Source organism: Streptomyces paromomycinus (genome assembly GCF_003865155.1).
Taxonomy (GTDB): domain Bacteria; phylum Actinomycetota; class Actinomycetes; order Streptomycetales; family Streptomycetaceae; genus Streptomyces; species Streptomyces chrestomyceticus.
Genome location: NZ_BHZD01000001.1, coordinates 7920977 through 7943590, shown reverse-complemented (window position 1 = coordinate 7943590; position 22614 = coordinate 7920977). Strand labels below are relative to the sequence as shown.

General features: G+C 73.0%; 21 protein-coding genes. 5 read left to right on the top strand and 16 right to left on the bottom strand.

The genetic code is table 11. The features are described 5' to 3' along the window. Nucleotides 1–124 precede the first annotated feature (124 nt). Entirely contained in the window at nucleotides 125–325 is a 201-nt protein-coding gene (locus OEIGOIKO_RS34275; RefSeq protein WP_030017679.1) for a DUF1918 domain-containing protein, read from the top strand. A 15-nt stretch (nucleotides 326–340) separates the two neighbouring features. On the opposite strand, the gene OEIGOIKO_RS34270 is transcribed toward OEIGOIKO_RS34275, so the two are convergent. Further along, nucleotides 341–1657, bottom strand: a complete 1317-nt coding sequence (locus OEIGOIKO_RS34270; protein ID WP_125057291.1) for a glycoside hydrolase family 10 protein — start codon at nucleotides 1655–1657, stop codon at nucleotides 341–343. 179 nt (nucleotides 1658–1836) lie between these two features. Here OEIGOIKO_RS34270 and OEIGOIKO_RS34265 point away from each other — a divergent pair, with 179 nt between their 5' ends. Both OEIGOIKO_RS34265 and OEIGOIKO_RS34260 read left to right on the top strand, forming a co-directional pair. Beyond that, entirely contained in the window at nucleotides 1837–2694 is an 858-nt protein-coding gene (locus OEIGOIKO_RS34265) for a 3-hydroxybutyryl-CoA dehydrogenase (RefSeq protein ID WP_031011827.1), read from the top strand. A 512-nt stretch (nucleotides 2695–3206) separates the two neighbouring features. Continuing rightward, nucleotides 3207–3464, top strand: a complete 258-nt coding sequence (locus OEIGOIKO_RS34260) for a hypothetical protein (RefSeq protein ID WP_030017682.1) — start codon at nucleotides 3207–3209, stop codon at nucleotides 3462–3464. A gap of 42 nt (nucleotides 3465–3506) precedes the next feature. On the opposite strand, the gene OEIGOIKO_RS34255 is transcribed toward OEIGOIKO_RS34260, so the two are convergent. The 10 genes from OEIGOIKO_RS34255 to infC all read right to left on the bottom strand — a co-directional run bounded on the left by OEIGOIKO_RS34255 (nucleotide 3507) and on the right by infC (nucleotide 14349). Further along, complete coding sequence (locus OEIGOIKO_RS34255; protein WP_030017683.1) at nucleotides 3507–4037, bottom strand: NUDIX domain-containing protein; 531 nt, start codon at nucleotides 4035–4037, stop codon at nucleotides 3507–3509. 49 nt (nucleotides 4038–4086) lie between these two features. After that, the gene (locus tag OEIGOIKO_RS34250) at nucleotides 4087–5424 is read right to left on the bottom strand and encodes a hypothetical protein (protein WP_030017684.1); all 1338 of its coding nucleotides are present in this window, start codon (nucleotides 5422–5424) and stop codon (nucleotides 4087–4089) included. A 123-nt stretch (nucleotides 5425–5547) separates the two neighbouring features. Next, a complete protein-coding gene (locus OEIGOIKO_RS34245; RefSeq protein WP_125057290.1) occupies nucleotides 5548–6774 on the bottom strand; it encodes a PP2C family protein-serine/threonine phosphatase in 1227 nt (408 codons plus the stop codon). Nucleotides 6775–7001: 227 nt separating this feature from the next. Further along, nucleotides 7002–9530: a phenylalanine--tRNA ligase subunit beta gene (gene pheT, locus OEIGOIKO_RS34240; RefSeq protein ID WP_125057289.1), complete on the bottom strand. Its 2529-nt coding sequence runs from the start codon at nucleotides 9528–9530 to the stop codon at nucleotides 7002–7004. Next, complete coding sequence (pheS, locus tag OEIGOIKO_RS34235) at nucleotides 9530–10654, bottom strand: phenylalanine--tRNA ligase subunit alpha (protein ID WP_125057288.1); 1125 nt, start codon at nucleotides 10652–10654, stop codon at nucleotides 9530–9532. Before pheS ends, pheT begins: the two co-directional genes overlap by 1 nt. A 141-nt stretch (nucleotides 10655–10795) precedes the next feature. Further along, nucleotides 10796–11929, bottom strand: a complete 1134-nt coding sequence (locus OEIGOIKO_RS34230) for a sensor histidine kinase (RefSeq protein ID WP_125057287.1) — start codon at nucleotides 11927–11929, stop codon at nucleotides 10796–10798. Between the two features lie 41 nt (nucleotides 11930–11970). Next, a complete protein-coding gene (locus tag OEIGOIKO_RS34225) occupies nucleotides 11971–12825 on the bottom strand; it encodes a TrmH family RNA methyltransferase (RefSeq protein ID WP_125057286.1) in 855 nt (284 codons plus the stop codon). Between the two features lie 103 nt (nucleotides 12826–12928). Beyond that, complete coding sequence (gene rplT, locus OEIGOIKO_RS34220) at nucleotides 12929–13312, bottom strand: 50S ribosomal protein L20 (RefSeq protein WP_030017690.1); 384 nt, start codon at nucleotides 13310–13312, stop codon at nucleotides 12929–12931. Between the two features lie 103 nt (nucleotides 13313–13415). After that, nucleotides 13416–13610 carry a 50S ribosomal protein L35 gene (gene rpmI / locus OEIGOIKO_RS34215; protein WP_030017691.1) on the bottom strand — a complete coding sequence of 65 codons (195 nt, stop codon included), beginning with the start codon at nucleotides 13608–13610 and terminating at the stop codon, nucleotides 13416–13418. Between the two features lie 124 nt (nucleotides 13611–13734). Further along, complete coding sequence (gene infC / locus OEIGOIKO_RS34210; protein ID WP_125049771.1) at nucleotides 13735–14349, bottom strand: translation initiation factor IF-3; 615 nt, start codon at nucleotides 14347–14349, stop codon at nucleotides 13735–13737. Nucleotides 14350–14747: 398 nt separating this feature from the next. On the opposite strand from infC, the gene OEIGOIKO_RS34205 reads away from it, so the two are divergent. Next, complete coding sequence (locus tag OEIGOIKO_RS34205; protein WP_125057285.1) at nucleotides 14748–15146, top strand: DUF1844 domain-containing protein; 399 nt, start codon at nucleotides 14748–14750, stop codon at nucleotides 15144–15146. Between the two features lie 96 nt (nucleotides 15147–15242). On the opposite strand, the gene OEIGOIKO_RS34200 is transcribed toward OEIGOIKO_RS34205, so the two are convergent. From OEIGOIKO_RS34200 to OEIGOIKO_RS34185, 4 genes are all read right to left on the bottom strand, one after another. Beyond that, nucleotides 15243–15971: an MIP family channel protein gene (locus OEIGOIKO_RS34200; protein WP_125057284.1), complete on the bottom strand. Its 729-nt coding sequence runs from the start codon at nucleotides 15969–15971 to the stop codon at nucleotides 15243–15245. A gap of 94 nt (nucleotides 15972–16065) precedes the next feature. Beyond that, a complete protein-coding gene (locus OEIGOIKO_RS34195; protein ID WP_125057283.1) occupies nucleotides 16066–16809 on the bottom strand; it encodes an SseB family protein in 744 nt (247 codons plus the stop codon). Between the two features lie 469 nt (nucleotides 16810–17278). Further along, the gene (gene mycP, locus OEIGOIKO_RS34190; protein WP_125057282.1) at nucleotides 17279–18439 is read right to left on the bottom strand and encodes a type VII secretion-associated serine protease mycosin; all 1161 of its coding nucleotides are present in this window, start codon (nucleotides 18437–18439) and stop codon (nucleotides 17279–17281) included. Beyond that, nucleotides 18436–19764: a hypothetical protein gene (locus OEIGOIKO_RS34185; protein WP_281288417.1), complete on the bottom strand. Its 1329-nt coding sequence runs from the start codon at nucleotides 19762–19764 to the stop codon at nucleotides 18436–18438. The genes mycP and OEIGOIKO_RS34185 overlap by 4 nt, the downstream gene beginning before the upstream one ends. A gap of 226 nt (nucleotides 19765–19990) precedes the next feature. Here OEIGOIKO_RS34185 and OEIGOIKO_RS34180 point away from each other — a divergent pair, with 226 nt between their 5' ends. Further along, entirely contained in the window at nucleotides 19991–21208 is a 1218-nt protein-coding gene (locus OEIGOIKO_RS34180; protein WP_125057281.1) for an amino acid deaminase/aldolase, read from the top strand. 29 nt (nucleotides 21209–21237) lie between these two features. On the opposite strand, the gene OEIGOIKO_RS34175 is transcribed toward OEIGOIKO_RS34180, so the two are convergent. Beyond that, nucleotides 21238–22536, bottom strand: coding sequence for an HAD family hydrolase (locus OEIGOIKO_RS34175; RefSeq protein WP_125057280.1), 1299 nt, complete (start codon nucleotides 22534–22536; stop codon nucleotides 21238–21240). Nucleotides 22537–22614: the final 78 nt, after the last annotated feature.

The following is a 22614-nucleotide window of genomic DNA, read 5'->3' as shown; positions in this document are numbered from 1 at the left end:
AGCAAAAGTCCGTACCGGAGCTGTGCGGGTGGCGCGTTCCGCGGGTGCATCGGCGGCGCCCGGCCGTAGACTGACGGCCACGGAACAGTCACCCTCCGACCGACTGACGAGGAGGCCGTAGCCGATGAGAGCGAGTGTGGGAGACCGGCTGCTGGTGCACGGCAGGATCGTGGGGCAGCACGACCGGACCGCCGAGATCATCGAAGTCCTGGGGGCGGACGGCACCCCGCCGTACCGGGTGCGTTTCGAGGACGGCCACGAGACGCTGATGTCGCCCGGCCCGGACACCGTCGTACGGCACTTCACGGCCGACGCCCAGGAGTAGCGGGCCGGCCGGCGCTCACGACGCGGGGCGCGGGGGCCGCACCGGCCCGTGGTAGTGGTCGGCGACGACCCGCGCCATCGCGCCGGTGCGGTCCTCGGCCACCTCCTTCGCGGAAAAGAAGAGGTGCCCGCGCACCTGCGGGTAGCCGCGGGCCAGGGTGAGGTGGCGGGAGAGCTCGGCGGGGTCCTGCCAGGCGGGCGGCTGGCCCGGCGCGCCCGCCTTGTACAGCGCCTCGCCGATGCACAGCTGGACGCGGGTGCCGGTGACCGTCTCCGACCACCAGGGCAGGAGCTTGGCGTAGTCGGCGGCGGGGAAGCCGATGTTCCAGTAGACCTGCGGCACGATGTAGTCGATCCACTCCTCGCGCACCCACTTGCGGGTGTCGGCGTAGAGGTCGTCGTAGGTCTGCACGCCCGCGCGGGTGTCCGAACCGGCCGGGTCGGTGGCCTGGTTGCGCCATATGGCGAAGGGGCTGATACCGAAGCGTACGGGCCGGTGGTGCGTACGGCGCGGCCTGCGCCACCGGCCGCCGCCCAGGCCGGGCCACCGGCCGCCGCCGCCCGGCGACCGCGCGTCCCGCACCCGCTGCGCGGTCTCGCGCACCAGCAGGTCGATGTTGTCGCGCCGCCAGTCCGCCCGGTTCGCGAAGTCCCCGCCGTACTCCTCGTACGCGGCGTCGTCGTCGAAGGTCTGGCCCGCCACCGGGTACGGGTAGAAGTAGTCGTCGAAGTGGACGCCGTCGATGTCGTAGCGCTCCACCGCGTCCAGGATCGCGTCCTGCACGAAGGCGCGGACCTCGGGCAGGCCCGGGTTGTAGTACAGCTTGCCGCCGTACGGCACGGCCCAGTCCGGACGCAGCCGCGCCGGGTGGGTGGGCACCAGCCGCGACGGGTCGGTGTGGTTGGCGATGCGGTACGGGTTGAACCAGGCGTGCAGCTCCAGTCCGCGCCGGTGGGCCTCGCGGACGGCGAAGCCGAGCGGGTCCCAGCCGGGATCACGGCCCTGCACACCGGTCAGGTACTCCGACCAGGGCTCGAACGGGGACGGCCACAGCGCGTCCGCCGTCGGCCGCACCTGGAAGACCACCGTGTTGAGGCGGCGCGCCACCGCCGCGTCCAGGTACGCGCGCAGTTCGGCCTGCTGCGAGGCGGCGGGCAGGCCCGCCTTGGAGGGCCAGTCCCGGTTGGCGACCGTGGCCAGCCACATGCCGCGGAACTCCGGCCGGCCGCCGTTCGCACCGCGGCCGCGGGCCGCCGCGCTCCCCGGTGCCGGTGCCGCGGCGGCCGCCGAGAGAGCCGCGACCGCGAACGCTCTTCGTGTGATCCGTCTCATGCCGCGCCCCCAAAGTGTCCGGAACGTCCGTCTCAGGACAACAGAATGCCCGCCCCTGCCCCCGCCGCACAGCATTCCGCGGAGTAACGTCGGGGCCGAGGCGGACGCCGGGGTCCCTGCCGCAGGTACGGACGGCCCCGCGCGCCCCGCCGGACCCCGAGATCAGCGAAAGGCACGATGTGACCGACATCGAACGCGTCGGAGTGGTGGGCTGCGGCCAGATGGGCGCCGGTATCGCCGAGGTGTGCGCCCGCTCCGGCCTGGACGTGATGGTCGCTGAGACCACCGGTGAGGCGCTGGAGCTGGGCCGTACGCGGCTGACCAACTCCCTCGGCAAGGCAGCCGAGCGCGGCAAGATCACCGTCGCGGAGCGCGACGCGACGCTCGACCGGCTCAGCTTCACCACCGACCTCGGTGAGTTCGCCGACCGCGACCTCGTCATCGAGGCGGTCGTGGAGAACGAGCAGGTCAAGACGGAGATCTTCCAGGTCCTCGACCAGGTGGTCACCCGCCCGGACGCGATCTTGGCCTCCAACACCTCCTCCATCCCGCTGGTGAAGCTGGCCGTCGCCACCTCCCGCCCCGACCAGGTCATCGGCATCCACTTCTTCAACCCGGCGCCGGTGCAGAAGCTGGTCGAGCTGATCCCCGCGCTGACCACCGGCGAGGAGACGATCAAGCGGTCGGAGGCGCTGGTCCACGACGTGCTGGGCAAGCACGCGATCCGCGCCCAGGACCGCTCCGGCTTCGTCGTCAACGCGCTGCTGATCCCGTACCTGCTCTCGGCGATCCGGATGTTCGAGTCCGGCATCGCCAGCCGCGAGGACATCGACAACGGCATGGAGATGGGCTGCGCCCACCCGATGGGCCCGCTCAAGCTCTCCGACCTGATCGGCCTGGACACGGTCGCCTCGGTCGCCAACTCGATGTACGAGGAGTACAAGGAAGCCCTCTACGCCGCTCCCCCGCTGCTGGCGCGCATGGTCGACGCGGGCCGCCTCGGCCGCAAGACCGGGTCGGGGTTCTACTCGTACTGATCCCGTACTGATCCTGTACAGACCCCGTACTGACCCCGTACGGATCTTGTACGCCCCGCCGCACGCAGGAGTAAGGGCGGGACCGGTGCCCCGGTCCCGCCCTTTTCCGCGTCGCCGGTGCGAAGCCCGCGACCGTCCGTGCCGCCCGCCGTCCCCGATTCCCTGAGTGGCGCCCCCCGTCGTGGTCCGCCCGCCGCTCGGGGGAAAGACGGCGGGCGGACAAACCGGCCGATGGGCGCCCGTCCACCGGCAGCGGCCCCCGTTGCAACCAGCGTCGGCTTTCCGGGCCGTGACCGGGAGCGTGTGAAGCCGGTCTCTTCGGGTGCGCGGTTCACACCCCGTGTGAACCGGGCGCTCCCCCGGCGGCCGTCACGGCGGGTGACTTCACACGGGGTGTGCGCGGCAGACCCGCATATTCGTCCCGCACACGTTCCCCCGCCCGTACCGAGGTAGTTGACTGGTGCGCGTATGGACAACGAAGTCCCGTCCGAGAGAGGAAAGAGGAGCGGACCGTGACCGCCCACCCCGAACCCGACCTGGTTGCCACCGACATGGCGGAGTTGAGACGCTGCCTGGATGTGCGGACGGCACGTGTCGACGGCCAACTGGCGCTGCTCGCGCAGCGCTCCGAACAGAACGAGCGTGACGCGGGCGACATGCAGGCCCGCGTCACGCGGTTGGAGCACGGCCGCTGGCCGCTGCCCTCCATCGCCGCACTCACGGGGCTCGCGGCGCTGGCGATCGCCGTATGGCAGGCGATGGGGCGCTGAGGCCGGCGGGTCAGCGGCGCGCCTCAGGTGCCGCGGCCCGGGTCACCCCAGCCGGATGTGATGCAGCAGCAGCAGAGCGGCCGCCATGTTGGCGGCCGGCACCTCCCCTCGCGCGATCATGTCGGGTACCAGTTTCAGGGGGACCCACTCCCGTTTGTCGGACTCGAAGTCGTCCTCGGGATGGCCCACGTACGCGCCCTGGTCGGACCAGAAGATGTGGTGCCGGGCGTCCGTGAGGCCGTTGGACGGCTCCACCGAGAGGAGGTGTTCGAGGGGGCCGGGGCGCCACCCGGTCTCCTCCTCCATCTCCCGGGCGGCCGCGGCGGCGATGTCCTCGCCGTCCTCGACCACGCCTGCGGCGAGTTCCCATCCCCAGGTGTCGGTGATGAAGCGGTGCCGCCACAGCAGCAGCACCTCGTTGGCCTCGTTGACCACTGTGGCCACGGCGACGGGCCGCAACCGGATCAGGAAGTGATCCAGGTGGCGGCCGTCGGGGAGTTCGACATCGGCGAGGTTGACCCGGAACCAGCGGTTCTCGTACACGGTCTGCTCACTGAGATTCTTCCATCGCACGTATGTGCCACCTTCCGCCGTTGAGCAGGCAAGGTGACACGGGCCGGCCTCACAGTGGAACGCGCAGCGCCTCGTCGATCAGATCGGCAGCTCGGTCGGTGGCGGAACCTCCGGTTTCGGCCAGGTGCTCGCGCACCGCCCGCAGCCGGTCCCGTAACCGCTGCGACTCCATTCCCCGCGCCTGTTCGGTCATCTGCGCGGCGTTGGCCACAGCCTGGTCCGCGTCCCCTTGGCGCAGCTCGATATGGGTGAGCATGGCCAGCCGGTGGACCCGGCCCCGGTCGTGCGCGGGGGTGTCGACGGCGGCGTCCGCGTGGGCCCGGGCGGCCCGCAGGTCCCCCAGGCTCAGCAGCGCCTCCGCCACTTGGACGTTCACCAGGCCCGGCTGGACGTAATCCGTTTCGTCGGGTTCCTGACCAGGGCGTATGCGCTCGGCCGCCGCCTCCGCCCGTCGGATGCAGGAGAGCGCGCTCGCGCCGTCGCCCAGGCGTGCGTACGCCTTGGCCTGCATCGCGTAGAGGTCGGCCGCGAGCGCCGGGGTGATCTGCGGCCCCGCCGCCCGCAGGGCCGCCTCCGCGAAGGCGACCGCCTGACGGTACTCCCGTACGAACAGGGACTGGTTGACCAGCAGCGCGATGACGTACGCGCCGAGCCCCCGGTCCCCGCTCGCCTTGGCCAGCCGCAGCGCCTGATGGAAGTAGCGCTGGGCGAGCCCCAGGGCGTCCGAGTCGTACGCACAGATTCCCGCGACGGCCACCAGCCCGCCGGTGGCCCGGTGGAGCTGACGGCCCGTCGCGTCGGTGTAACTGCCCCGCAGCAGCGGCGCCGCCTCGGTGTTGAGGAATCCCACGATCCGCGTTCTCGTCGCGATACCACCCGCCTTCCGGTACATCTGCTCGTAGTGCGTACGCGCCGCGCGGAGCATCTCGATGTCCGCCATGGAGACCCTGGTCAGGCCGGTCCGGGACACGTCGGAGTCCTCGGGCGGGTTCTCCCACTCCCAGACCGGGATGACCGCCGAGGTACCGGTGAGGGCGGGGGCGGACAGCACATGGGGGCGCTGCTGCTCGTCGGAACGCCACAGCGCGGTGGCCCGTTCCACGAATCCGGAGAGCGGCGTGTCCGGGGCGCGGCGCACCCCCGGCCGGCTCAGTCCGATGTCGTCGAGGCCCACGGCCCGGTGCAGCCGTTCGCTGAGCACCTCACAGATCAGGTCGGGCACCTGGCCCCTGGGCCGCTGGCCCTTCAGCCACCGGGCCACGGCCGTGTGTTCGTAGCGCAGCGCGAGTCCGCGCTGCCGGCCGAGCTGGTTGACGTGCAGCGCCAGCCCGGCGTGCGATATGCCTGCCTCGTCGAGAATCGCGTCGAGCAGGCTGTTGGGCTCCATGGTGCCCTCCTGACGGGGCCGCCCCGCCTCCCTGGCCGGGCGACCGCTCGTAGACTCAACAACCCTTGAGATCAGCGTAGACAGGCGGCCTTCACACGGGGTGTGAACCGGCCGCGCCCTGCTTCACTCCGCCCGGCCCGCCCGGACGCGCCCGCGTGCCAGGGCCGCCGGGTCCGCCCCGGCGGGTACCCGCAGGCGGTCGTTGCAGAGCACCAGCAGCGCCACGTCGTCGGAGAGCCGCCCGCCGCAATGGCGCAGCAGCGCGGCCCGTACGCCTTCCACGACCGCGGCGGCGCGGCAGTCCCGGACCGACCGGACGCTCTCGTCGAGCGCACTCGGCAGCGGGAAGAACGTGCCGTCGGCGTCCCGCGCGTCCGTCGCCCCGTCGGTGTGCAGGAAGAGCGCCTGGCCGGGCAGCAGCGGCGGACATTCGGTCACCGGCAGTTCGGCGGGCAGCGGGAACAGGCCGAGCGGCGGCATCGGTTCGCCGGGCGCGTCGGGCAGCGCGCCGCTGCGGCTGAGGCGGTACGGCCATGGATGCCCGCAGTTGAGGGTCCGTACGGAGCCGTCCGGGGCGATCTCCACCAGCAGCAGCGTCACGAACTCCTCGGACAGCGGGTTCTCCGGCTCCCCGCCCCCGGCCGACGGGTGCTCAGCGCGCGCCCGCTCCCGCAGGTGCCGGTGCAGCGCCCGCTCCAGGCGGCGGAGCACCCGGCCCAGCTCCGGCTCGTCGTGGACCGCCTCACGGAAGCTGCCGAGCACCGCGGCGACCGTGCCCAGGGCGCCGAGGCCGTGGCCGCGCACGTCGCCGATGACGACCCGTACGCCGTGCCGGGTCGCCACGACGTCGTACAGGTCGCCGCCGACCGTCGCCGCCTCGCCCGCCGCCAGGTGGTCGGCGGCGACCACGATGCCGTCCACCCGCGCGGGCGGCGGGCGCAGCAGCACCCGCTGCGCCGCGGTGGCCACCTCTTTCGTACGCTCCAGCTCCCGCAGCAGGCGCAGCCGCCGGCCCGCGGTCAGATAGCTGGCGGCGACGACCACGAGGACGGCACAGCAGGTGCCGATCCGGGTGAGGGGATGCGCCCCGGAGGACTCCGTCCCGAGGGGCAGCAGCGCGAGCAGGGCGCACAGACCGCCGAGCACGACACACTGACGCCGGCCGGTGCCGGCGCAGGCTATGGCGGGGGCCGCGGCGAGGAGCTGGAGGAACTGGCCTTCGGCTGGGGTGCAGCGCTCCCAGACCACCACGGCGAGCACCCACAGACCGGGCAGCACGAGGACGAAGGCCCGCCGGGCCCGCGCGGCGCGCAGCCGCCCGGCACTCCGCCGCGCCCAGGATCGGATCATGCCGATGCTTCCCCCCAGCAACCATCGAGGCGGTCGGCCCGGTCCCGCGGCAGACCCTCTGTCTGAGCAAGCCGCATCGTCCGCTGACGATTCTTGCGACCGCATGTGCTCACACGGATACTTTGCGCTCTGATCTCACCCGATCGGATGAAGGTCGGCGCAACGCAGCGGGGCCCGGCGACGAACCTGAGGTTCGTCGCCGGGCCCCGCCGGCAATCCCGCGTGGATCAGGCGCCGCGCAGTACCGCGCCCGTCCGCTCGACCGCGGATGCGACCGCCGCGTCACGGGCGGCGGACGCCTCGTCGGCGGTCAGCGTGCGGTCGGGTGCCCGGAAGCGCAGCGCGTAGGCCAGGGACTTCTTGCCCTCGCCCACCTGCTCGCCGGTGAACACGTCGAACAGCCGCAGCGATTCGAGGAGGCCGCCCGCGCCGGAGCGCAGCGCCGCCTCCACCTCCGCCGCCGGGACCGACGCGTCCACGATCAGCGCGACGTCCTGGGTGGCGACCGGGAAGGTGGAGATCCGCGGGGCCTGGACGGCGCCCGGGCCGGCCCGCTCCACGCGGTCCAGGTCGATCTCCATCGCGCCGGTGCGCTCCGGCAGGCCGAGCGCCTTGGTGACGCGCGGGTGCAGCTCACCGGCGTTGCCGACGAGCACCTCCTCGCCGTCGATCAGCGCGAGCAGCGCCGCGCAGCGGCCCGGGTGGAAGGGCGCGTGCTGGTCCTGGCGGACGATCAGCTCGACGCCCGCCTCGCGTGCCACGGTGCGGCCCGCCTCGACGGCGTCCGCCCAGGTCGCCGGGCGGCCCTTGCCCCACCAGCCGTCCTGCTCGCGGGCGCCGGCGAACACCACCGCGACGCGGCGCGGCTGCTCGGGCAGCGCGGCGTCCAGCGCGGCGATCTCCTCGTCGGCCGGGCGGCGGTCGACGGGCAGCCGTACGGACGGCTTCTCGTCGCCGGTCGGCCGGAAGACCAGGCCGGTCTCGAAGAGCGCGAGGTCGTGCGAGCCACGGCCGTCGTTGCGGCGCAGCGCGCCGAGCAGGCCCGGGAGCAACGTCGTACGGAGCAGCGGCTCCTCGTCGGAGAGCGGGTTGACCAGCCGCACGGTCCGGCGGCGCGGGTCGTCGTCCTCGATGCCGAGCTGGTCGAGCACCGTCTCGCCGATGAACGGGTAGTTCAGCGCCTCGACGTAACCGGCACCGGCCAGCGCGCGGCCGACCCGGCGGTGCAGCCGCTGACGCTCCGTCAGGCCCCGCCCGGCGGGCGGCTTCGGCAGCGTGGAGGGCAGGTTCTCGTAGCCCTCCAGGCGGATCACCTCTTCGGCGAGGTCGTTCGGGTCGGTCAGGTCGGGCCGCCAGGACGGCACCGTCACGACCAGCTCGTCCTGGCCGTACACGTCACAGCCGACCTGCTGGAGACGCCGTACGACGGTCTCGCGGCCGTACGTGACGCCCGCGACGCGGTCCGGGTGGTCCGCGCTCACGGTGATCGTGCGCGGCCCGCTGGGCGAGACGACCTCGGTGACGCCGGCCTCGGCGGTGCCGCCCGCGAGCAGCACCAGCAGGTCGACGGTGCGCTGCGCCGCGGCGGACGCGGCCTGCGGGTCCACGCCGCGCTCGAAGCGCTTGGACGCCTCGGAGGTCAGCCGGTGACGGCGGGCGGTGCGGGCGATGGCCACCGCGTCGAAGTGCGCGGCCTCGATCACGACCTCGGTGGTGCCGTCGACCACGCCGGTCTCCGGGTCTGCCACCGCGTCCGCGATCTCGGTGTTGGCGCCGCCCATCACGCCCGCGAGGCCGATCGGGCCGCGGTTGTCGGTGATGACCAGGTCACCGGCGTCCAGGACGCGCTTGGTGCCGTCCAGGGTCGTCAGCTTCTCGCCGGGCTCCGCGCGGCGCACGCCGATCGTGCCCTCCACACGGGAGCGGTCGTAGGCGTGCAGCGGCTGGCCGAGCTCCAGCATCACGTAGTTGGTGACGTCCACGGCGAGCGAGATCGGGCGCATGCCGGCCTTCTGCAGGCGGCGCTGGAGCCAGATCGGGGAGCGCGCCTCCGGGTCCAGCCCGACGACGGTACGGGCCGTGAAGCGGTCGCAGCCCATCGGGTCGGCGACCTTGACCGGGTAGCCGTAGGAGTTCGGCGGCGGCACGTCCAGCAGCGCGGGGTCGCGCAGCGGCAGGCCGTAGGCGATGGCGGCCTCGCGGGCGATGCCGCGCATGGACAGGCAGTCGCCGCGGTTGGCGGTGACGGCGATGTCCAGGACCTCGTCGACGAGCTGGAGCAGCTCGATGGCGTCGGTGCCGGGCTCGTACTCCGGCGGCAGCACGATGATCCCGCCGCTGCCGTCGTCGCCCATGCCCAGCTCGTCGCCCGAGCAGATCATGCCGTGCGAGACCTTGCCGTACGTCTTCCGCGCGGCGATCTTGAAGTCGCCGGGCAGGGTGGCGCCGGGCAGCACCACGACGACCTTGTCGCCGACGGCGAAGTTACGGGCGCCGCAGACGATCTCCTGCGGCTCACCGGTGCCGTTGGCCTGGCCGACGTCGACCGTGCAGAAGCGGATCGGCTTCTTGAAGCCCTCCAGCTCCTCGATGGTCAGCACCTTGCCGACGACCAGGGGGCCTTCCAGACCGGCGCCCAGCTGCTCGACGGTCTCGACCTCCAGACCGGTGGCGACGAGTTTGGCCTGTACGTCCCGGCCGGACTCGCCGTCCGGCAGGTCGACGTACTCCCGCAGCCAAGAAAGCGGGACCCGCATCAGATCTCCATCCCGAAAGGCCGGGTGAACCGGACGTCACCCTCGACCATGTCTCGCATGTCCTCGACGTTGTGGCGGAACATCAGCATCCGTTCGATGCCGAACCCGAAGGCGAATCCGCTGTACTTCTCCGGGTCGACGCCGCAGGCGACCAGCACCCGCGGGTTGACCATGCCGCAGCCGCCCAGCTCGATCCAGCCCTCGCTGGAGCAGGTGCGGCACGGGCGCTCCGGGTCGCCGACGGAGGCGCCGCGGCAGACGTAGCAGACCATGTCCATCTCGGCGGACGGCTCGGTGAACGGGAAGTAGTTCGGCCGCAGCCGGGTCTGCATGCCCTCGCCGAAGAGCGCCCTGACCATGTGGTCCAGAGTGCCCTTGAGGTCCGCCATGGTCAGGCCCTCGTCGATGGCGAGCAGCTCGACCTGGGAGAACACCGGGGTGTGGGTGGCGTCCAGCTCGTCGGTGCGGTAGACGCGGCCGGGGCAGACCACGTACAGCGGCGGCTCGCGGTCGAGCATCGACCGGATCTGCACGGGCGAGGTGTGGGTGCGCAGCACCACACCGGACTGGTCGGTCCCGGTCGCGGCGTTCTCGACGAAGAACGTGTCGTGCGTCGTGCGGGCCGGGTGGTCCGGCGAGAGGTTCAGGGCGTCGAAGTTCAGCCACTCCGACTCGACCTCGGGGCCCTCGGCGACCTCGTAGCCCATGGCCACGAAGATGTCCTCGATCCGCTCGGACAGGGTGGTGAGCGGGTGCCGGGCACCGGCCTGGGCGCGGTCGTACGGCAGTGTGACGTCCACCGCCTCCTCGACCAGCACCCGGGCGTCGCGCTCCGCCTCCAGCTCTTCCTGGCGCTTCTTGAGCGCCTGGCTCACCTGGCCGCGGGCCTGGCCGACGCGCTTGCCGGCCTCGGCCTTGGCCTGCGGCGGCAGCGCGCCGATCTCGCGGTTGGCCAGCGCCAGCGGCGAGGTGCCGCCGGTCTGCGCGACCTTCACCTCGTGGAGCGCCTGGAGGTCACCGGCGGCGGCGATGGCGGCGAGCGCCTCGTCCCGCATGCGGGCGATCTCTTCCGGTTTCAGGGCCTCGACCTCGACAGGGTCGTACGACTTATTGGGTGCGGACATCTCTTCCCGTGCTTCCGATGGGCTTGGCGCGCGGCTTGCCCCCGACGTGTGCAGTGCCAAAGGTGCCAAAGGTGCAGTCTACGGGGCAGGGCGGCCGCGCCTCATCCGAGCCCCGACGGGGGTGGGCCCGCCGGGCGCCGCTCAGGCCATGAAGGCCGGGGTCCCGACGGGCAGGATAAATCGGAACAGGGCGCCGCCGGCGGGCGCGCGGCCGACCGTGACGGTGCCGCCGTGGGCCTCGACGATGCCCTTGACGATGTAGAGGCCCAGGCCGGTGCCGCCGCGTTTGCTGCCCCGCCAGAAGCGGGTGAAGACGCGGCTCATCGACTCCTCGGGGATGCCGGGGCCCTCGTCGCTCACGGTGACGCTCGTCCCTTCCGCTCCGGAGCCGCTCGCTGCCGGCTCCACCTCGATGGTGACGGTTCCCTCGCCGTGCCGCACCGCGTTTTCCAGCAGGTTGCCCAGCACCTGGTCGACCTTGTCCGGGTCCGCCCACAGATCGGGCAGCGGCCCGGTCGCGCGGATCAGGAAACGGTCGGGCAGCTGCCCCGCCGTCGCCTGCGCCTGGACGTGCCGGCGTACGGCGGCGACCATGTCCACCCGCTGGCGGCGCACCTCCAGCCGGCCCGAGTCGATGCGGGAGATGTCCAGCAGCTCGGCGATGAGCCGGGTGACGCGGTTGGCGTCCGCGTCCACGGTCTCCAGCATCAGCCGCTTCTGGTCGTCGGTGAACCGCTCCCACTTCTGCAGCAGGGTGGCGGTGAAGCCCTTCACCGAGGTGAGCGGCGAGCGCAGCTCGTGGGCGACGGTGGCGATCAGCTCGGCGTGGGACAGCTCGGTGCGGCGCCGCGCCTCGGTGCCGCGCAGCGCGACGACCAGCCGCCGGACGGGTCCGGTGGGGTGGCTGCGGACGTACCGTGCGGAGACCAGCACCTCGCGGCCGCCGAGCAGCAGGTTGCGCTCCGGCTGGCCGCTGCGGATCGCCAGTCCCCCGTACGGGTCGGTCAGCTGCCACCAGCGGCGGCCCTCGATGTCCTGGAGCGGCAGCGCCTTCTCCAGCGGGCGGCCCAGCGCGTCGTGCGGGTCGATGGCGGTGATCCGGGCCGCGGCGGCGTTGAAGCAGACGACCCGGCCGGTCTCGTCGGCGACGACCAGGCCGTCGGGCAGGTCGTCCGGGTGGAGCCCGGCACCGGTGGGATCAGCCCCGAGAGGCACGGGGCCGACGTCCGGACAGGGATCGGCGGCGACTGCCGTACCGGATGCTTTCGTACTCATCCCCGCTGCCCCCTTCCGGTCCCCCCGGGCACGCAACCCTACTAGTCGCCGGAGGCGGAGCGGCACCCTCCGGTGGTGCGCTGGGCGCGGGCCGAGGCGTACAGGCAGACGGCGGCGGCCGTGGCCAGGTTGAGGCTCTCGGCCTTGCCGTGGATGGGTACGCGCACCACGGCGTCCGCCAGCGCGCGGGTCTCCGCCGGCAGGCCCCACGCCTCGTTGCCGAACACCCAGGCGGTGGGGCCGCTCATGGTGCCCGCGTCCAGCTCGGCGTCCAGGTCGTCGGCGCCCGCGCCGTCGGCCGCCACGATGCGTACGCCGGCCTCCCGCAGCCCGCCGACCACCTGTTCGACCGGTACGCCCACGGCGACCGGGAGGTGGAAGAGCGAGCCGACCGAGGCGCGTACGGACTTCGGGTTGTACAGGTCCACGGAGGCGTCGGTCAGCACGACCGCGTCGGCGCCCGCGGCGTCCGCGCAGCGCAGCACCGTACCGGCGTTGCCGGGGTCGCGTACGTTGGCGAGCACCGCGACCAGCTTGGGCCGGGCGGCCAGGATCTCCTCGAACGGTGAGTCCAGGAACCGGCAGACGCCGATCAGGCCCTGCGGGGTGACGGTCTGGGACAGCTCGGCGATGGTCGCGTCGTCGGCGAAACGGACCGGCACCCCGGCCGCCCGCACCGCGTCGACGATCTCCGCGTGCCGCTCGGCGGCCTCCGGGGTGGCGAACAGCTCGACGAGCGTGCGCTCGCCGCCGGAGCGGTGCTCGACGGCTTCCCGTACGGCCTGTGGGCCCTCGGCGATGAACCGGCGCTCCTTGCCGCGGAAGTTGCGGCGGGCCAGCCGCCGGGCGGCGGCGACGCGTGCGGAACGCGGGGAGATCAACTCGGGGGTGCCCATGGGCGGCGGCTCACTTCTTCGGGTGGGTGGGGGCGTGCGGAAAGCGACGGACCCGCAGGCCAGGGGCCTGCGGGTCCGTGACAAACGTGCCTCAGGCCGTGGTTCAGGCGGCCTTCGGGGCGTTGACGTCGCTCGGCAGCGCCTTCTGGGCCACCTCGACCAGCGCGGCGAACGCGTTGGAGTCGTTGACCGCGAGCTCGGCCAGGATCTTGCGGTCCACCTCGATGTTGGCGGCCTTCAGACCCTGCACGAAGCGGTTGTAGGTCATGCCGTTGGCGCGGGCAGCGGCGTTGATGCGCTGGATCCACAGCTGACGGAAGTCGCCCTTGCGCTTCTTGCGGTCGTTGTAGTTGTAGACGAGGGAGTGGGTGACCTGCTCCTTCGCCTTGCGGTAGAGGCGGGAACGCTGGCCGCGGTAGCCGCTGGCCTGCTCGAGGATCGCCCGGCGCTTCTTGTGGGCGTTGACTGCCCGCTTGACGCGTGCCACTTGTTAACTCCTTGTAGCGGGGCCGTGGTTGTCGTCACACGGCCCGAATCGAATGGGTCCCGGTCCGGGTCCTGTGCCGCGCCCTGGGGCGGGCGGTCAGGACTTACTTGCCGAGAAGCTTCTTGATCTTCGCGGCGTCGCCCGGGGCCATCTCGGCGTTGCCGGTGAGGCGACGCGTCACGCGGGACGACTTGTGCTCGAGCAGGTGGCGCTTGCCGGCGCGCTCCCGCATCACCTTGCCGGAGCCGGTGACCTTGAAGCGCTTGCTGGCACCGCTGTGCGTCTTGTTCTTCGGCATGCGCCGTTCTCTCCTCTTGGATGGCGCCCCCACCGGTCCGGGGACCGGCGCCCGGGGGCGTCAGATGTATCGGTTGCTGTCCGTCCGGGGCGACCCCGGCGCGGTCCGGGGCGCGCGCCCTGGATCACGCCTCGGCGGGCTCCTCGACGTCCTGCTCCGGGGCAGGACCCTGGCGCTCCGCCTTGCGGGCGGCCTGTGCCTCGCGGGCCTCGGCCATCGCCTCGGTCTTCTTCTTGTGCGGACCGAGGACCATGATCATGTTGCGGCCGTCCTGCTTGGGGTTCGACTCGATGAACCCCAGGTCCTGGACGTCCTCCGCGAGGCGCTGCAGCAGTCGGAAGCCCAGCTCGGGACGGGACTGCTCGCGACCACGGAACATGATCGTGATCTTGACCTTGTCACCCTGCTTGAGGAACCGGACGACGTGACCCTTTTTGGTGTCGTAGTCGTGCGGGTCGATCTTCGGCCGGAGCTTCATCTCCTTGATGACCGTGTGCGCCTGGTTCTTGCGCGCCTCACGGGCCTTCATGGCCGACTCGTACTTGAACTTTCCGTAGTCCATGAGCTTGCAGACCGGCGGACGGGCGTTCGCCGCCACCTCGACCAGGTCGAGGTCGTACTCCTGCGCAAGCTCCAGGGCCTTGGCAAGCGGCACGATGCCGACCTGCTCGCCACTGGGACCGACGAGTCGCACCTCGGGGACGCGAATCCGGTCGTTGATGCGGGGCTCGGCGCTGATGGATCCTCCTCGGTAGCACCACGCGACGGCCTGGCGGACTGCCGCGTAACGTCTGTTTCGGTGTGACCAACCGCGCCGGAATGCGAAAAACGCCCCGGACGGGACACAGGCGGGGCTCCTCAAAGGATCAGGAGCACCGCCGCGATGTCATCGCGGGGCGCAGCCGGACCGTTGACCCACCGACCGTGAGGTCGGTTCGGGTGGGAGATCGGAGCCTCCACTTGTGGGTCGGGCACGTCAGTGCTCGACCGGTCGGATTCCCAGAATACACGAGCGGACGGCTGGGCCCCACTCGTGTACGGGGCGGGCCGCGGGGGCGGGCCGGGTCCGCGCGCGGGCGGGGACCGGGCGGGGCCTAAGGTTGGGCAGACCCCTGAGCAGGAAGTGAAGCGCGAGCCATGAGTGACCAGACCCCGCAGCAGCCCGGACCGGCGGAGCCGGGCGGCCCCGCCGCCCCCGCGAACCCGGACTTCGACGCCATGACCCGCGACATCGCGGACGTACCGGCGGTCGAGGTGATCACCACGGTGGCCGTGCACCTGATGTCCTCGGCGGCGGTCAACCTCGGGCTCGCCGAGGAAGGCAGCGAGCACAAGGACCTGGACGAGGCCCGCAAGCTCATCCAGGCGCTGGCCGGGCTGGTCACCGCCAGCGCGACCGAGATCGGCTCGTACCATGCCGCTCCGCTGCGGGACGGGCTGAAGTCGCTGCAGCTCGCCTTCCGCGAGGCGTCGCTGGTGCCGGACGAGCCGGGGCAGGGGCCCGGGGAGAAGTTCACGGGGCCGGTGTACGGGTAGCCCGTAGAGCAGGTGGAAGGGCCGCTCCCGGGTCGGTGCCGGGAGCGGCCCTTTCGTTCTCGGTGGACGGCCTACGTGGCCGACGGATCGTTTCGGCTAGTCGGCGGACCGTTCGTCCGCGACCAGCTTCGGTTCGTTCGGCGGGTGGGTGATCTGGTGCACCACCGCGGCCAGCGCGCCACCGATCATGGGCGCCACGATGAACAGCCAGAGCTGCGACAGCGCGCCGCCGCCCGCGAACAGGGCCGGGCCGATGCTGCGGGCCGGGTTCACCGACGTACCCGTGAGCGGGATGCCGACCAGGTGCACGACCGCCAGCGCCAGGCCGATCGGCAGGCCGTCGAAGCCGACCACCGCCACCCGGTGCGTCACCGCGAGCACCACGAACACCAGCAGGAACGTCAGCACGATCTCGGCCACGAAGGCGCCGCCGAGATTGATGTGCACGGCCGAGCGGTCACCCCACCCGTTGGAGCCGAACGCCTCGCTGGTCTTCAGGCCCGGCACCTGCTTGGCGACCAGGAACAGCAGCGCGGCGCCGACGATGCCGCCCAGGAGCTGGGCGATCCAGTACTCGACCGCCGCACGCGGGGTGATGCGGCGCGCCAGCAGCATGCCGAGCGTCACCGCCGGGTTGACGTGGCTGCCGGAGATCGGGCCGAGCGCGTATGCCAGGGCCAACAGGGTGAAGCCGAATGCCAGGGCGATGCCGAAGGTTCCGATGTACTCGCCGGCCAGCACCGCGGAGCCGACGGCGAAGAACACCAGGAGCAACGTCCCGAGGAACTCGGATACGACCGTGCGGGTCTCCGTTGTCGTCTCCATGGGGCCTCCTCGCGCGGATCTTGCTCTCTCCTTCGCATTGTGAGCCCGGTCACGGGGTTCTGCCTGTTGGCGGTGGCAGCAGCGGTCGGGGCCGTCAGCGGGTGAAGAAGGCTCCGGCGGTGTCGGCGCCGGGCGGCAGCAGGGCCAGGTCGAGGCCGCGTACGAGCCGGGACCGCAGCGTCTCGTCGGCGGCCAGCGCCTCGGCCAGCCGCTGCGCGACGGCGGCGGGCGCGGCCTCCGGGGCGAGCCCGAGGGCCAGGGTCGCGTCGGCCTCCGCCGACGGGTCCAGGCGGGCGGCCAGGACGTCCGGCTCGGCGGCCAGCAAGGCGCGCACCGCGTCCGTGACGGCCGGGTCCTCGCGCGGGTCGCTGCTCTCCCGGCCCTCCGCGATGGCGCGCAGTGCGGCGCCGGTGAGCTGGTACGTCGCCGGGCCCGCCAGGTCGATGACGACGGTGTCCGCCTTCTCGTGGGCGGCGGCGAGCAGGGCCTGGCGCATCGGTACGGCCACCGGGCGGGCGTCCGGGCGCCAGCGGTGCAGCGTCTCCATGGACGTGAAGGCGGGCAGTGCGCGGCGGCCGTCGGGGGCCTGCAGCGTCGGCACGGCCATGTCGCTGGTCTTCTCCCGCTGCAGGCCGTCCGGACCGGTCTCCACCTCGCCGAGGACGGCGACGACCGGGACGAGGAGCCGGGCCCGGCTCAGCAGGGGCAGGAGCCGGGCCTCGGAGGCGGCGGCCTGGTCCTGGGAGCGCGCCGCGTAGGCCGCCAAGGCGGCCGCCAGTTCCGGGTCGGCGGTGCCGTCGTCGTCGGAGAAGTCTGAGGTGGGGATGTTTTTGAGCACGTTGTCGAGCCTAGCGCTGGGCCCTTTGGGCCCGGTTTTCGGGCCGGTCGGTCCCGGTTCGCTTTCGGGTGCGGCGCCGTTCGCGCCTGCGGCGGGCGGGGGCCGCTGCGGAGCGCCCCTCGGGCGCGGGTTTTCGGGGCGCCGGTGCCGGTCCGCATTGAGGTGCGGCGCCGTTGCGCCTGCGGCGGGCGGGGGCCGCTGCGGAGCGCCCATTGGGCGCGGGTTTCCTGGGGCGCCGGTGTCGGTCCGCTTTGAGGTGCGCCGCCGTTGCGCCTGCGGCGGGCGGTGGCCGCTGCGCGGGGCTGTCAAGGTTCGGGGGCGGGCCTGCGCGGCAGGCCGCTCCGGCCCGCCCCCTTCCGTTGGGGGGGTGGAAGGGGGTCGTGAGGAGGTGGGGTGGGTGGCTGGGTGCGGCGGTGTTTGGGCTGGGACCGGTTCGGTGGGTGGGGTGGTGCGGCGGTGTTTGGGCTGGTCAGGTGCGCTTGCGCCAGAAGACTGCGGAGGTGGTGATCAGGGCTATGCCCCCGATCGTCGCTGTCCACGGGAGCCAACCGGTCTTGTCGGTGGCCGGGGCGGTGGTCGGGCCGGTGCCGAAGTACTGCTTGGTGTGGGTGGCTGGTTCGGGCTTTTGGGGGGTCGGCTCGAGGGTTCTGGCCTCTTCTATCGCGGCGGCCGGGTCCACCATGCCGGCGCCCAGCTCGTCGTTGCGGCCGTCTTCGGGGGCGTCCTGGGCGGTGTCGGTGAGGAGTTTCTTGATCTGGGCGGGGCTGAGGTCCGGGTGGGCGGAGCGGACGAGTGCCACCGCGCCGGAGACGAAGGCGGACGCGGCGCTGGTGCCCCAGCCCTCGTAGTACTTGCGGTCCGGGTTGGCGATGACGACGCCGACGCCGGGCGCGCAGACGGTGGCGTACCAGCGGCGGGTGGAGAAGTTGGCGCGGGAGCCCCACTGGTCGACGGCGGTCACGGCGATCACGCCGGGGTAGGCGGCCGGGTAGGAGACGTGGTCGCCGTCCTTGCCGCCGTTGCCGGCCGAGGCGATGACCGGGACGCCCTTGCTCAGGGCGTACTGGATCGCGGCGTCCTCGCGGGGTTCGGGGTGCGCGGAGCGGCTGTCGTCGCCGAGGGAGAGGTTGATGACGTCGGCGCCGTGGTCGGTGGCCCACCGGATGCCGTCGGCGAGGGCCCCGGCGCGTTCGGTGCGGGCGCGCCGGCGTTGCGGGTCGCTGTCTTCGAGGATCACGCGGACGGGGAGGATCTTCGCCTCGGGCGCGACGCCGATGACGCCGTCGGCCCGGTCGGCGCCGTGGCCGTGGCCCGCGATGATGCCGGACATGGCGGTGCCGTGCTCGGCCCAGGAGCTGTCGCCGGGGCTCGCGCCGAAGCCGACCAGGTCGTTGGCGGGCAGGACCTGGCCCTGGAGGTCGGGGTGGTCCGCGTCGACGCCGGTGTCCAGGACGGCGACGGTGATGCCGTCGCCCTTGGTGGTCTCCCAGGCCTTCTCGGCGTGCAGGGCGTTCAGCGCCCACTCCTGGGCGCGTATGCCGTCGGCGTGGGCGGGCAGGGCGGGCAGCACGGTCAGCGCGGCGGCGGACAGGGTGACACCGGCGGCGCGCAGCAGGGGCCTCCTGGTCATTGCGGCTCCGTGGTTCCCTTGGCGGCCTGTTTCCGGAAGGTCTGCTCGATCCGTTCGGTGACGGCCTTGGCGTCGTGGCCCAGTCCGGCTTCGGCGGGAGCGGTGGTGGCGCCGGTGCGGGTGGCTTCGGCGGCGGGCTGCGGGTCGTCGACGGTACGGCCGTCGGCGAAGCCGGAGACGGCGTAGACGACGACGGGCAGGTCGTCGAGGACGCGGATGCTCCAGCTGGCGCGCTGGTCGGGCCCGAAGTCTGCCGCGGGAGTGCCCTTGGCGGCGTACGGGCGGGGCATCAGGTCCGTACGGGTGTCGAGGCGCTCCTCGGCGAAGCGGCGGCGCAGGTCCTGCATGGCGGTGCGGTCGGCCTTGGTGGCGACGGCGCCGACGGTGACGAGGTTGGTGCGGGTGACGTCGATGTAGGTGGCGCGTACCAGGCGGTGGCAGCCGACCGGGGCGAGTGCCTTGGCCAGCAGCGGGTCGAAGGCGCCCGCGCAGCCGCTGTCGGGGGCGACGGCGGCCCGGATCCAGGTGCGGTCGGCGCCGCCGGGGCCGGTGCCCACGCCGTTCAGGGTGCGGGGGAAGAGCGTGTCGACGGGGGCGCTGTGCCAGACCTCGCGGCCCTGGGCGAAGACCGCCTCGGCGGCGGGGCTGCCGCCCGTGTCGTCGGCGAGCCAGGTGCCGGCGGTGGCTCCCGCAACGAGGCCGAGACCGAGTACGAGTCCGGCGGCCGCGAGCGCGGTGCGCCGGGAGGGCCTGGCGCGGAAGGCCGGAGCCGGGGGCAGGGGCGGCCCGGAGAGCGGAGTGCCGGTGGGGGGCGGTTCGGTCACGGCCGGGGGCTGGGTGGGGCGGGGCGGGGTGTTCGGGTGCGCTTCGGCGGCACCGGGGCCGTTCCAGAAGGCTTCGCTGTTGGCGAGGTGGAAGGCGGCGGTGTCGCGGGGGGTGGCGGAACGGTCCGCCGGGGGCTGGGCGGGGACGGGCGCGGGTGCGGGCCCGAGTGTGGCGTCCGTACGGGGCGGGGCCGGGGTCGGGGCGTGGGTAGGCAGCGGGGGGACGCCCGCGGGGGGCGGGGGTTCCGTGGAGGCCTGGGGCGCCGGCGGGGCAGCGGGGCGGGGCGGGGCGGCGGTCGGAGTCGCGGGGCGGGGCGGGGTCGCTGCCGGGGCCGTGGTGGGCGCGGCGGGCGGCATGGGGCCGGGGCCGGGCTTGGCGGGGCGTTCCGGCGGGACCGGGCGCAGGACGGCGGTCTGCGGGTCCTCGGCGGGCGGTGCCGGTACCCGGGGCGGGGTGCGGGGAAGGCGCGACGCGTCGGCGAAGTCGGCTTCGGTGCTCACCCGCGCTCCCCCTCGCGCCTGTGTTCCACCGGCCCGACCGGCAATCGGGGCAGGGTGGTTCGTATCCGGACATCACACCGCTGACCTGCTGGTTGCGGCGTCCGCCACTCTACGGGCTGGCGCCGCCGGTGCTCCAACTCGTCCGCCGTGGCCGGGCGTCCGGCGCCCGGTCTGTCGTGTTCTCTCCCCCTACCCACCCGTAGCCCGTTCTGGCAGGCTGCGGGCCATGTCCCGGTACTCGTGCGACGCAGTTGGTGACAGGGCCCGCCTCGACCGGGCCACCGCCGGTCTCGACGCGCCGCTGGCCGTCGTGGACCTGGCGGCGTTCGACGCCAACGCCGCCGATCTGGTGCGGCGGGCCCAGGGCAAGCCGGTGCGGGTGGCGAGCAAGTCGGTACGCTGCCGGGCCCTGCTGGAGCGGGCGCTGGCGCGCGACGGCTTCGCGGGGATCATGAGCTTCACGCTGGCCGAGTCGCTGTGGCTGGCCCGGTCGGGGTTCGCGGACGTGCTGCTGGCGTATCCGTCTGCGGACCGGGCCGGGTTCGCGGAGCTGACGGCCGACCCGAAGCCGGCCGGCGCGGTGACCGTGCTGGTCGATGACGTGGCGCAGCTGGAACTGATCGACGCGGCCCGGCCCGCGGGTGGCGGCGAGGAGGTGCGGGTGTGTCTGGAGTGGGACACCGCGTTGCGGCCGCTGGGCGGGCGGGTGCGGGTGGGTGCGCGGCGTTCGCCGCTGAGCCGCCCGGAGCAGGTGGCCGCGCTGGCCCGTGCGGTGACGCGCCGTCCGGGATTCCGGGTGGTGGGCCTGATGGCGTACGAGGGGCATGTGGCGGGTGTGGGTGACGCGGTGGCCGGGCAGCCGCTGCGCTCGCGGGCCGTGCGGGCGATGCAGTCGGCGGCGCGCCGGGACATCGCGCGGCGGCGCTGGGAGGTGGTGCGCGCGGTGCGGGCCGAGGCGCCGGACCTGGAGTTCGTCAACGGCGGCGGTACGGGCAGCGTGCAGCACACGGCGGCGGAGGCTGCGGTGACGGAGGTGGCGGCGGGTTCGGGGCTGTACGTGCCGCGGCTGTTCGACAACTACCGGTCGTTCTCGGGACGTCCGGCGGCGATGTTCGCGCAGCCGGTGGTGCGGCGGCCGGGGGACGGTGTCGTGACCGTGCTGGGCGGCGGGTATCCGGCGTCCGGGGTGGCGGGGCGGGACCGGTCGCCGGTGCCGTATCTGCCCGAGGGGCTGCGGTACGACCCGCAGGAGGAGGCCGGGGAGGTGCAGACGCCGCTGCTGGGGCCGGCCACGGACGGACTGCGGCTCGGCGACAAGGTGTGGTTCCGGCACGCGAAGGCCGGTGAGCTGTGCGAGCGGTTCGCCGAACTGCACCTGGTCGAGGGGGACCGGGTGATGGCGACGGTGCCGACGTACCGCGGGGAGGGCCGCACCTTCCTGTAGGTGACGGGAAGCACGGCCCTCCGGGCGGGTCAGGCGTGGATGCGGTCCTTCTGGTCGGGGACGACCGTGCCGTCGGGGCGGCGGACCGGGCCGGTGCCGCCGTCGGTGTTGGTGTAGCCGGTGGTGGCGCAGGGGTACGTACCGGACTTCTTGGGCAGCGGCTCGATGAACATGGGGTTGACCACCCAGCGGCCGTCGGCGTTGTCGTAGCCGCGGCACATCAGTTCCGGCTGGTTGCGGTTGACGGCCAGGTGAATGCCGGTGGCGTCGTTGACGAAGGTGACGTCGGTGTTGGCGTCGCCGCCGCCGAGCGCGATGCGGTGCGCGGGGTCCTGGAACCGCCACGCCTCGGCGCCCTTGATCTTGAAGATCTCCTGGTTGATCAGGCAGCGCTTGCCGTCCATGTACGGAAGCACCTCGCCGTGGCCGTCCTTGACGTCGCCGCAGCCTCGGATGCCGGTGGTGAACCGGCCGTTCTTCAGGATGCTGCGGACGCCGATGGTGTGCGCGCGGTCGACGCCCACGCCGCCGGACCACGCCTCGGCGACGGTCTCCGAGGACGCGGAGACGATGTAGACCTCGAACCCGGCCGCCTTGAGGGTGCGGATCAGGTCCTTCTGCTGGTCGTAGTAGCGGATGTAGCCGGCCAGCCGGTGGGTGCCGACGGTCTGCTGCGCGCCGATCGGCGCGGCGAGGGCCTCGGCGCGGGCCTGCCGGGTGTACGAGGTGAGCTGGGCCGGGGTCAGGCCGGCGAACAGCTGCGGGACCCAGGCGTACTCCGGCTTGGTGCGGCGGTGATTCCACTCGCCGGCGAAAGCGGCCTTGCCGTCCATGGTGCGGGCGGTGCCGCGGATCTCCATGATCTCGTCGGCGCAGGCCGCGTTCTTCGAGGTGCGCAGCGGGCGCCCGACGGGTACGGAGGTGCCGCAGGCCTTGGTCAGGGCGCGGTCGGCCGCCGTGGTCATCCAGGGGCTGGTGGCCTTCCAGCTCTTGGGGCGCAGGATCTTGTCGTGCTTGAGGGACCAGGCGAGCGTGGCGTCGGTGATGTCGTTCTTGACGACGGTGTTGTCCCAGTCGAAGGCGGCGACGGGGCGGCCCTCGGGGCCCGGCTTCGGGTGCGCGCAGGTGCCGCGCTCGTCGATCATGCGCTGGATCTTCGCGCGGTTGGCGCCGTACCACTTGATGTTCTTGGAGAGCTGCGGACAGCTCGTACGCTCCGGGGCCTTCGCGGGGTGCGCGGGCGCGGCGACCGCGGGTCCGGTGGCCACGAGGGTGGTGACGGTCGCGGCGGCGGCGAGTCCCAGGGCGAGGGCGTGTCTGGTGCGCATGGTTCTCCGGTGATTGGGGCGGAATGTCGGCAGTGACATTCCTGCGGGCAGAGCACCCCGGGACCGGCGCGCCGGGGC

What these genes read in the sequence shown, in the direction of transcription:
- OEIGOIKO_RS34250 (WP_030017684.1), bottom strand. Translation starts at nt 5,424, where the DNA reads ATGGAGCCCAACAGCCTGCTCGACGCGATTCTCGACGAGGCAGGCATA.
- pheT (WP_125057289.1), bottom strand. Translation starts at nt 9,530, where the DNA reads ATGCGGGTCCCGCTTTCTTGGCTGCGGGAGTACGTCGACCTGCCGGAC.
- rpmI (WP_030017691.1), bottom strand. Translation starts at nt 13,610, where the DNA reads ATGCCGAAGAACAAGACGCACAGCGGTGCCAGCAAGCGCTTCAAGGTC.
- OEIGOIKO_RS34225 (WP_125057286.1), bottom strand. Translation starts at nt 12,825, where the DNA reads ATGGGCACCCCCGAGTTGATCTCCCCGCGTTCCGCACGCGTCGCCGCC.
- OEIGOIKO_RS34205 (WP_125057285.1), top strand. Translation starts at nt 14,748, where the DNA reads ATGAGTGACCAGACCCCGCAGCAGCCCGGACCGGCGGAGCCGGGCGGC.
- pheS (WP_125057288.1), bottom strand. Translation starts at nt 10,654, where the DNA reads ATGTCCGCACCCAATAAGTCGTACGACCCTGTCGAGGTCGAGGCCCTG.
- OEIGOIKO_RS34200 (WP_125057284.1), bottom strand. Translation starts at nt 15,971, where the DNA reads ATGGAGACGACAACGGAGACCCGCACGGTCGTATCCGAGTTCCTCGGG.
- mycP (WP_125057282.1), bottom strand. Translation starts at nt 18,439, where the DNA reads ATGACCAGGAGGCCCCTGCTGCGCGCCGCCGGTGTCACCCTGTCCGCC.
- OEIGOIKO_RS34230 (WP_125057287.1), bottom strand. Translation starts at nt 11,929, where the DNA reads ATGAGTACGAAAGCATCCGGTACGGCAGTCGCCGCCGATCCCTGTCCG.
- OEIGOIKO_RS34270 (WP_125057291.1), bottom strand. Translation starts at nt 1,657, where the DNA reads ATGAGACGGATCACACGAAGAGCGTTCGCGGTCGCGGCTCTCTCGGCG.
- OEIGOIKO_RS34175 (WP_125057280.1), bottom strand. Translation starts at nt 22,536, where the DNA reads ATGCGCACCAGACACGCCCTCGCCCTGGGACTCGCCGCCGCCGCGACC.
- OEIGOIKO_RS34245 (WP_125057290.1), bottom strand. Translation starts at nt 6,774, where the DNA reads ATGATCCGATCCTGGGCGCGGCGGAGTGCCGGGCGGCTGCGCGCCGCG.
- OEIGOIKO_RS34180 (WP_125057281.1), top strand. Translation starts at nt 19,991, where the DNA reads ATGTCCCGGTACTCGTGCGACGCAGTTGGTGACAGGGCCCGCCTCGAC.
- OEIGOIKO_RS34275 (WP_030017679.1), top strand. Translation starts at nt 125, where the DNA reads ATGAGAGCGAGTGTGGGAGACCGGCTGCTGGTGCACGGCAGGATCGTG.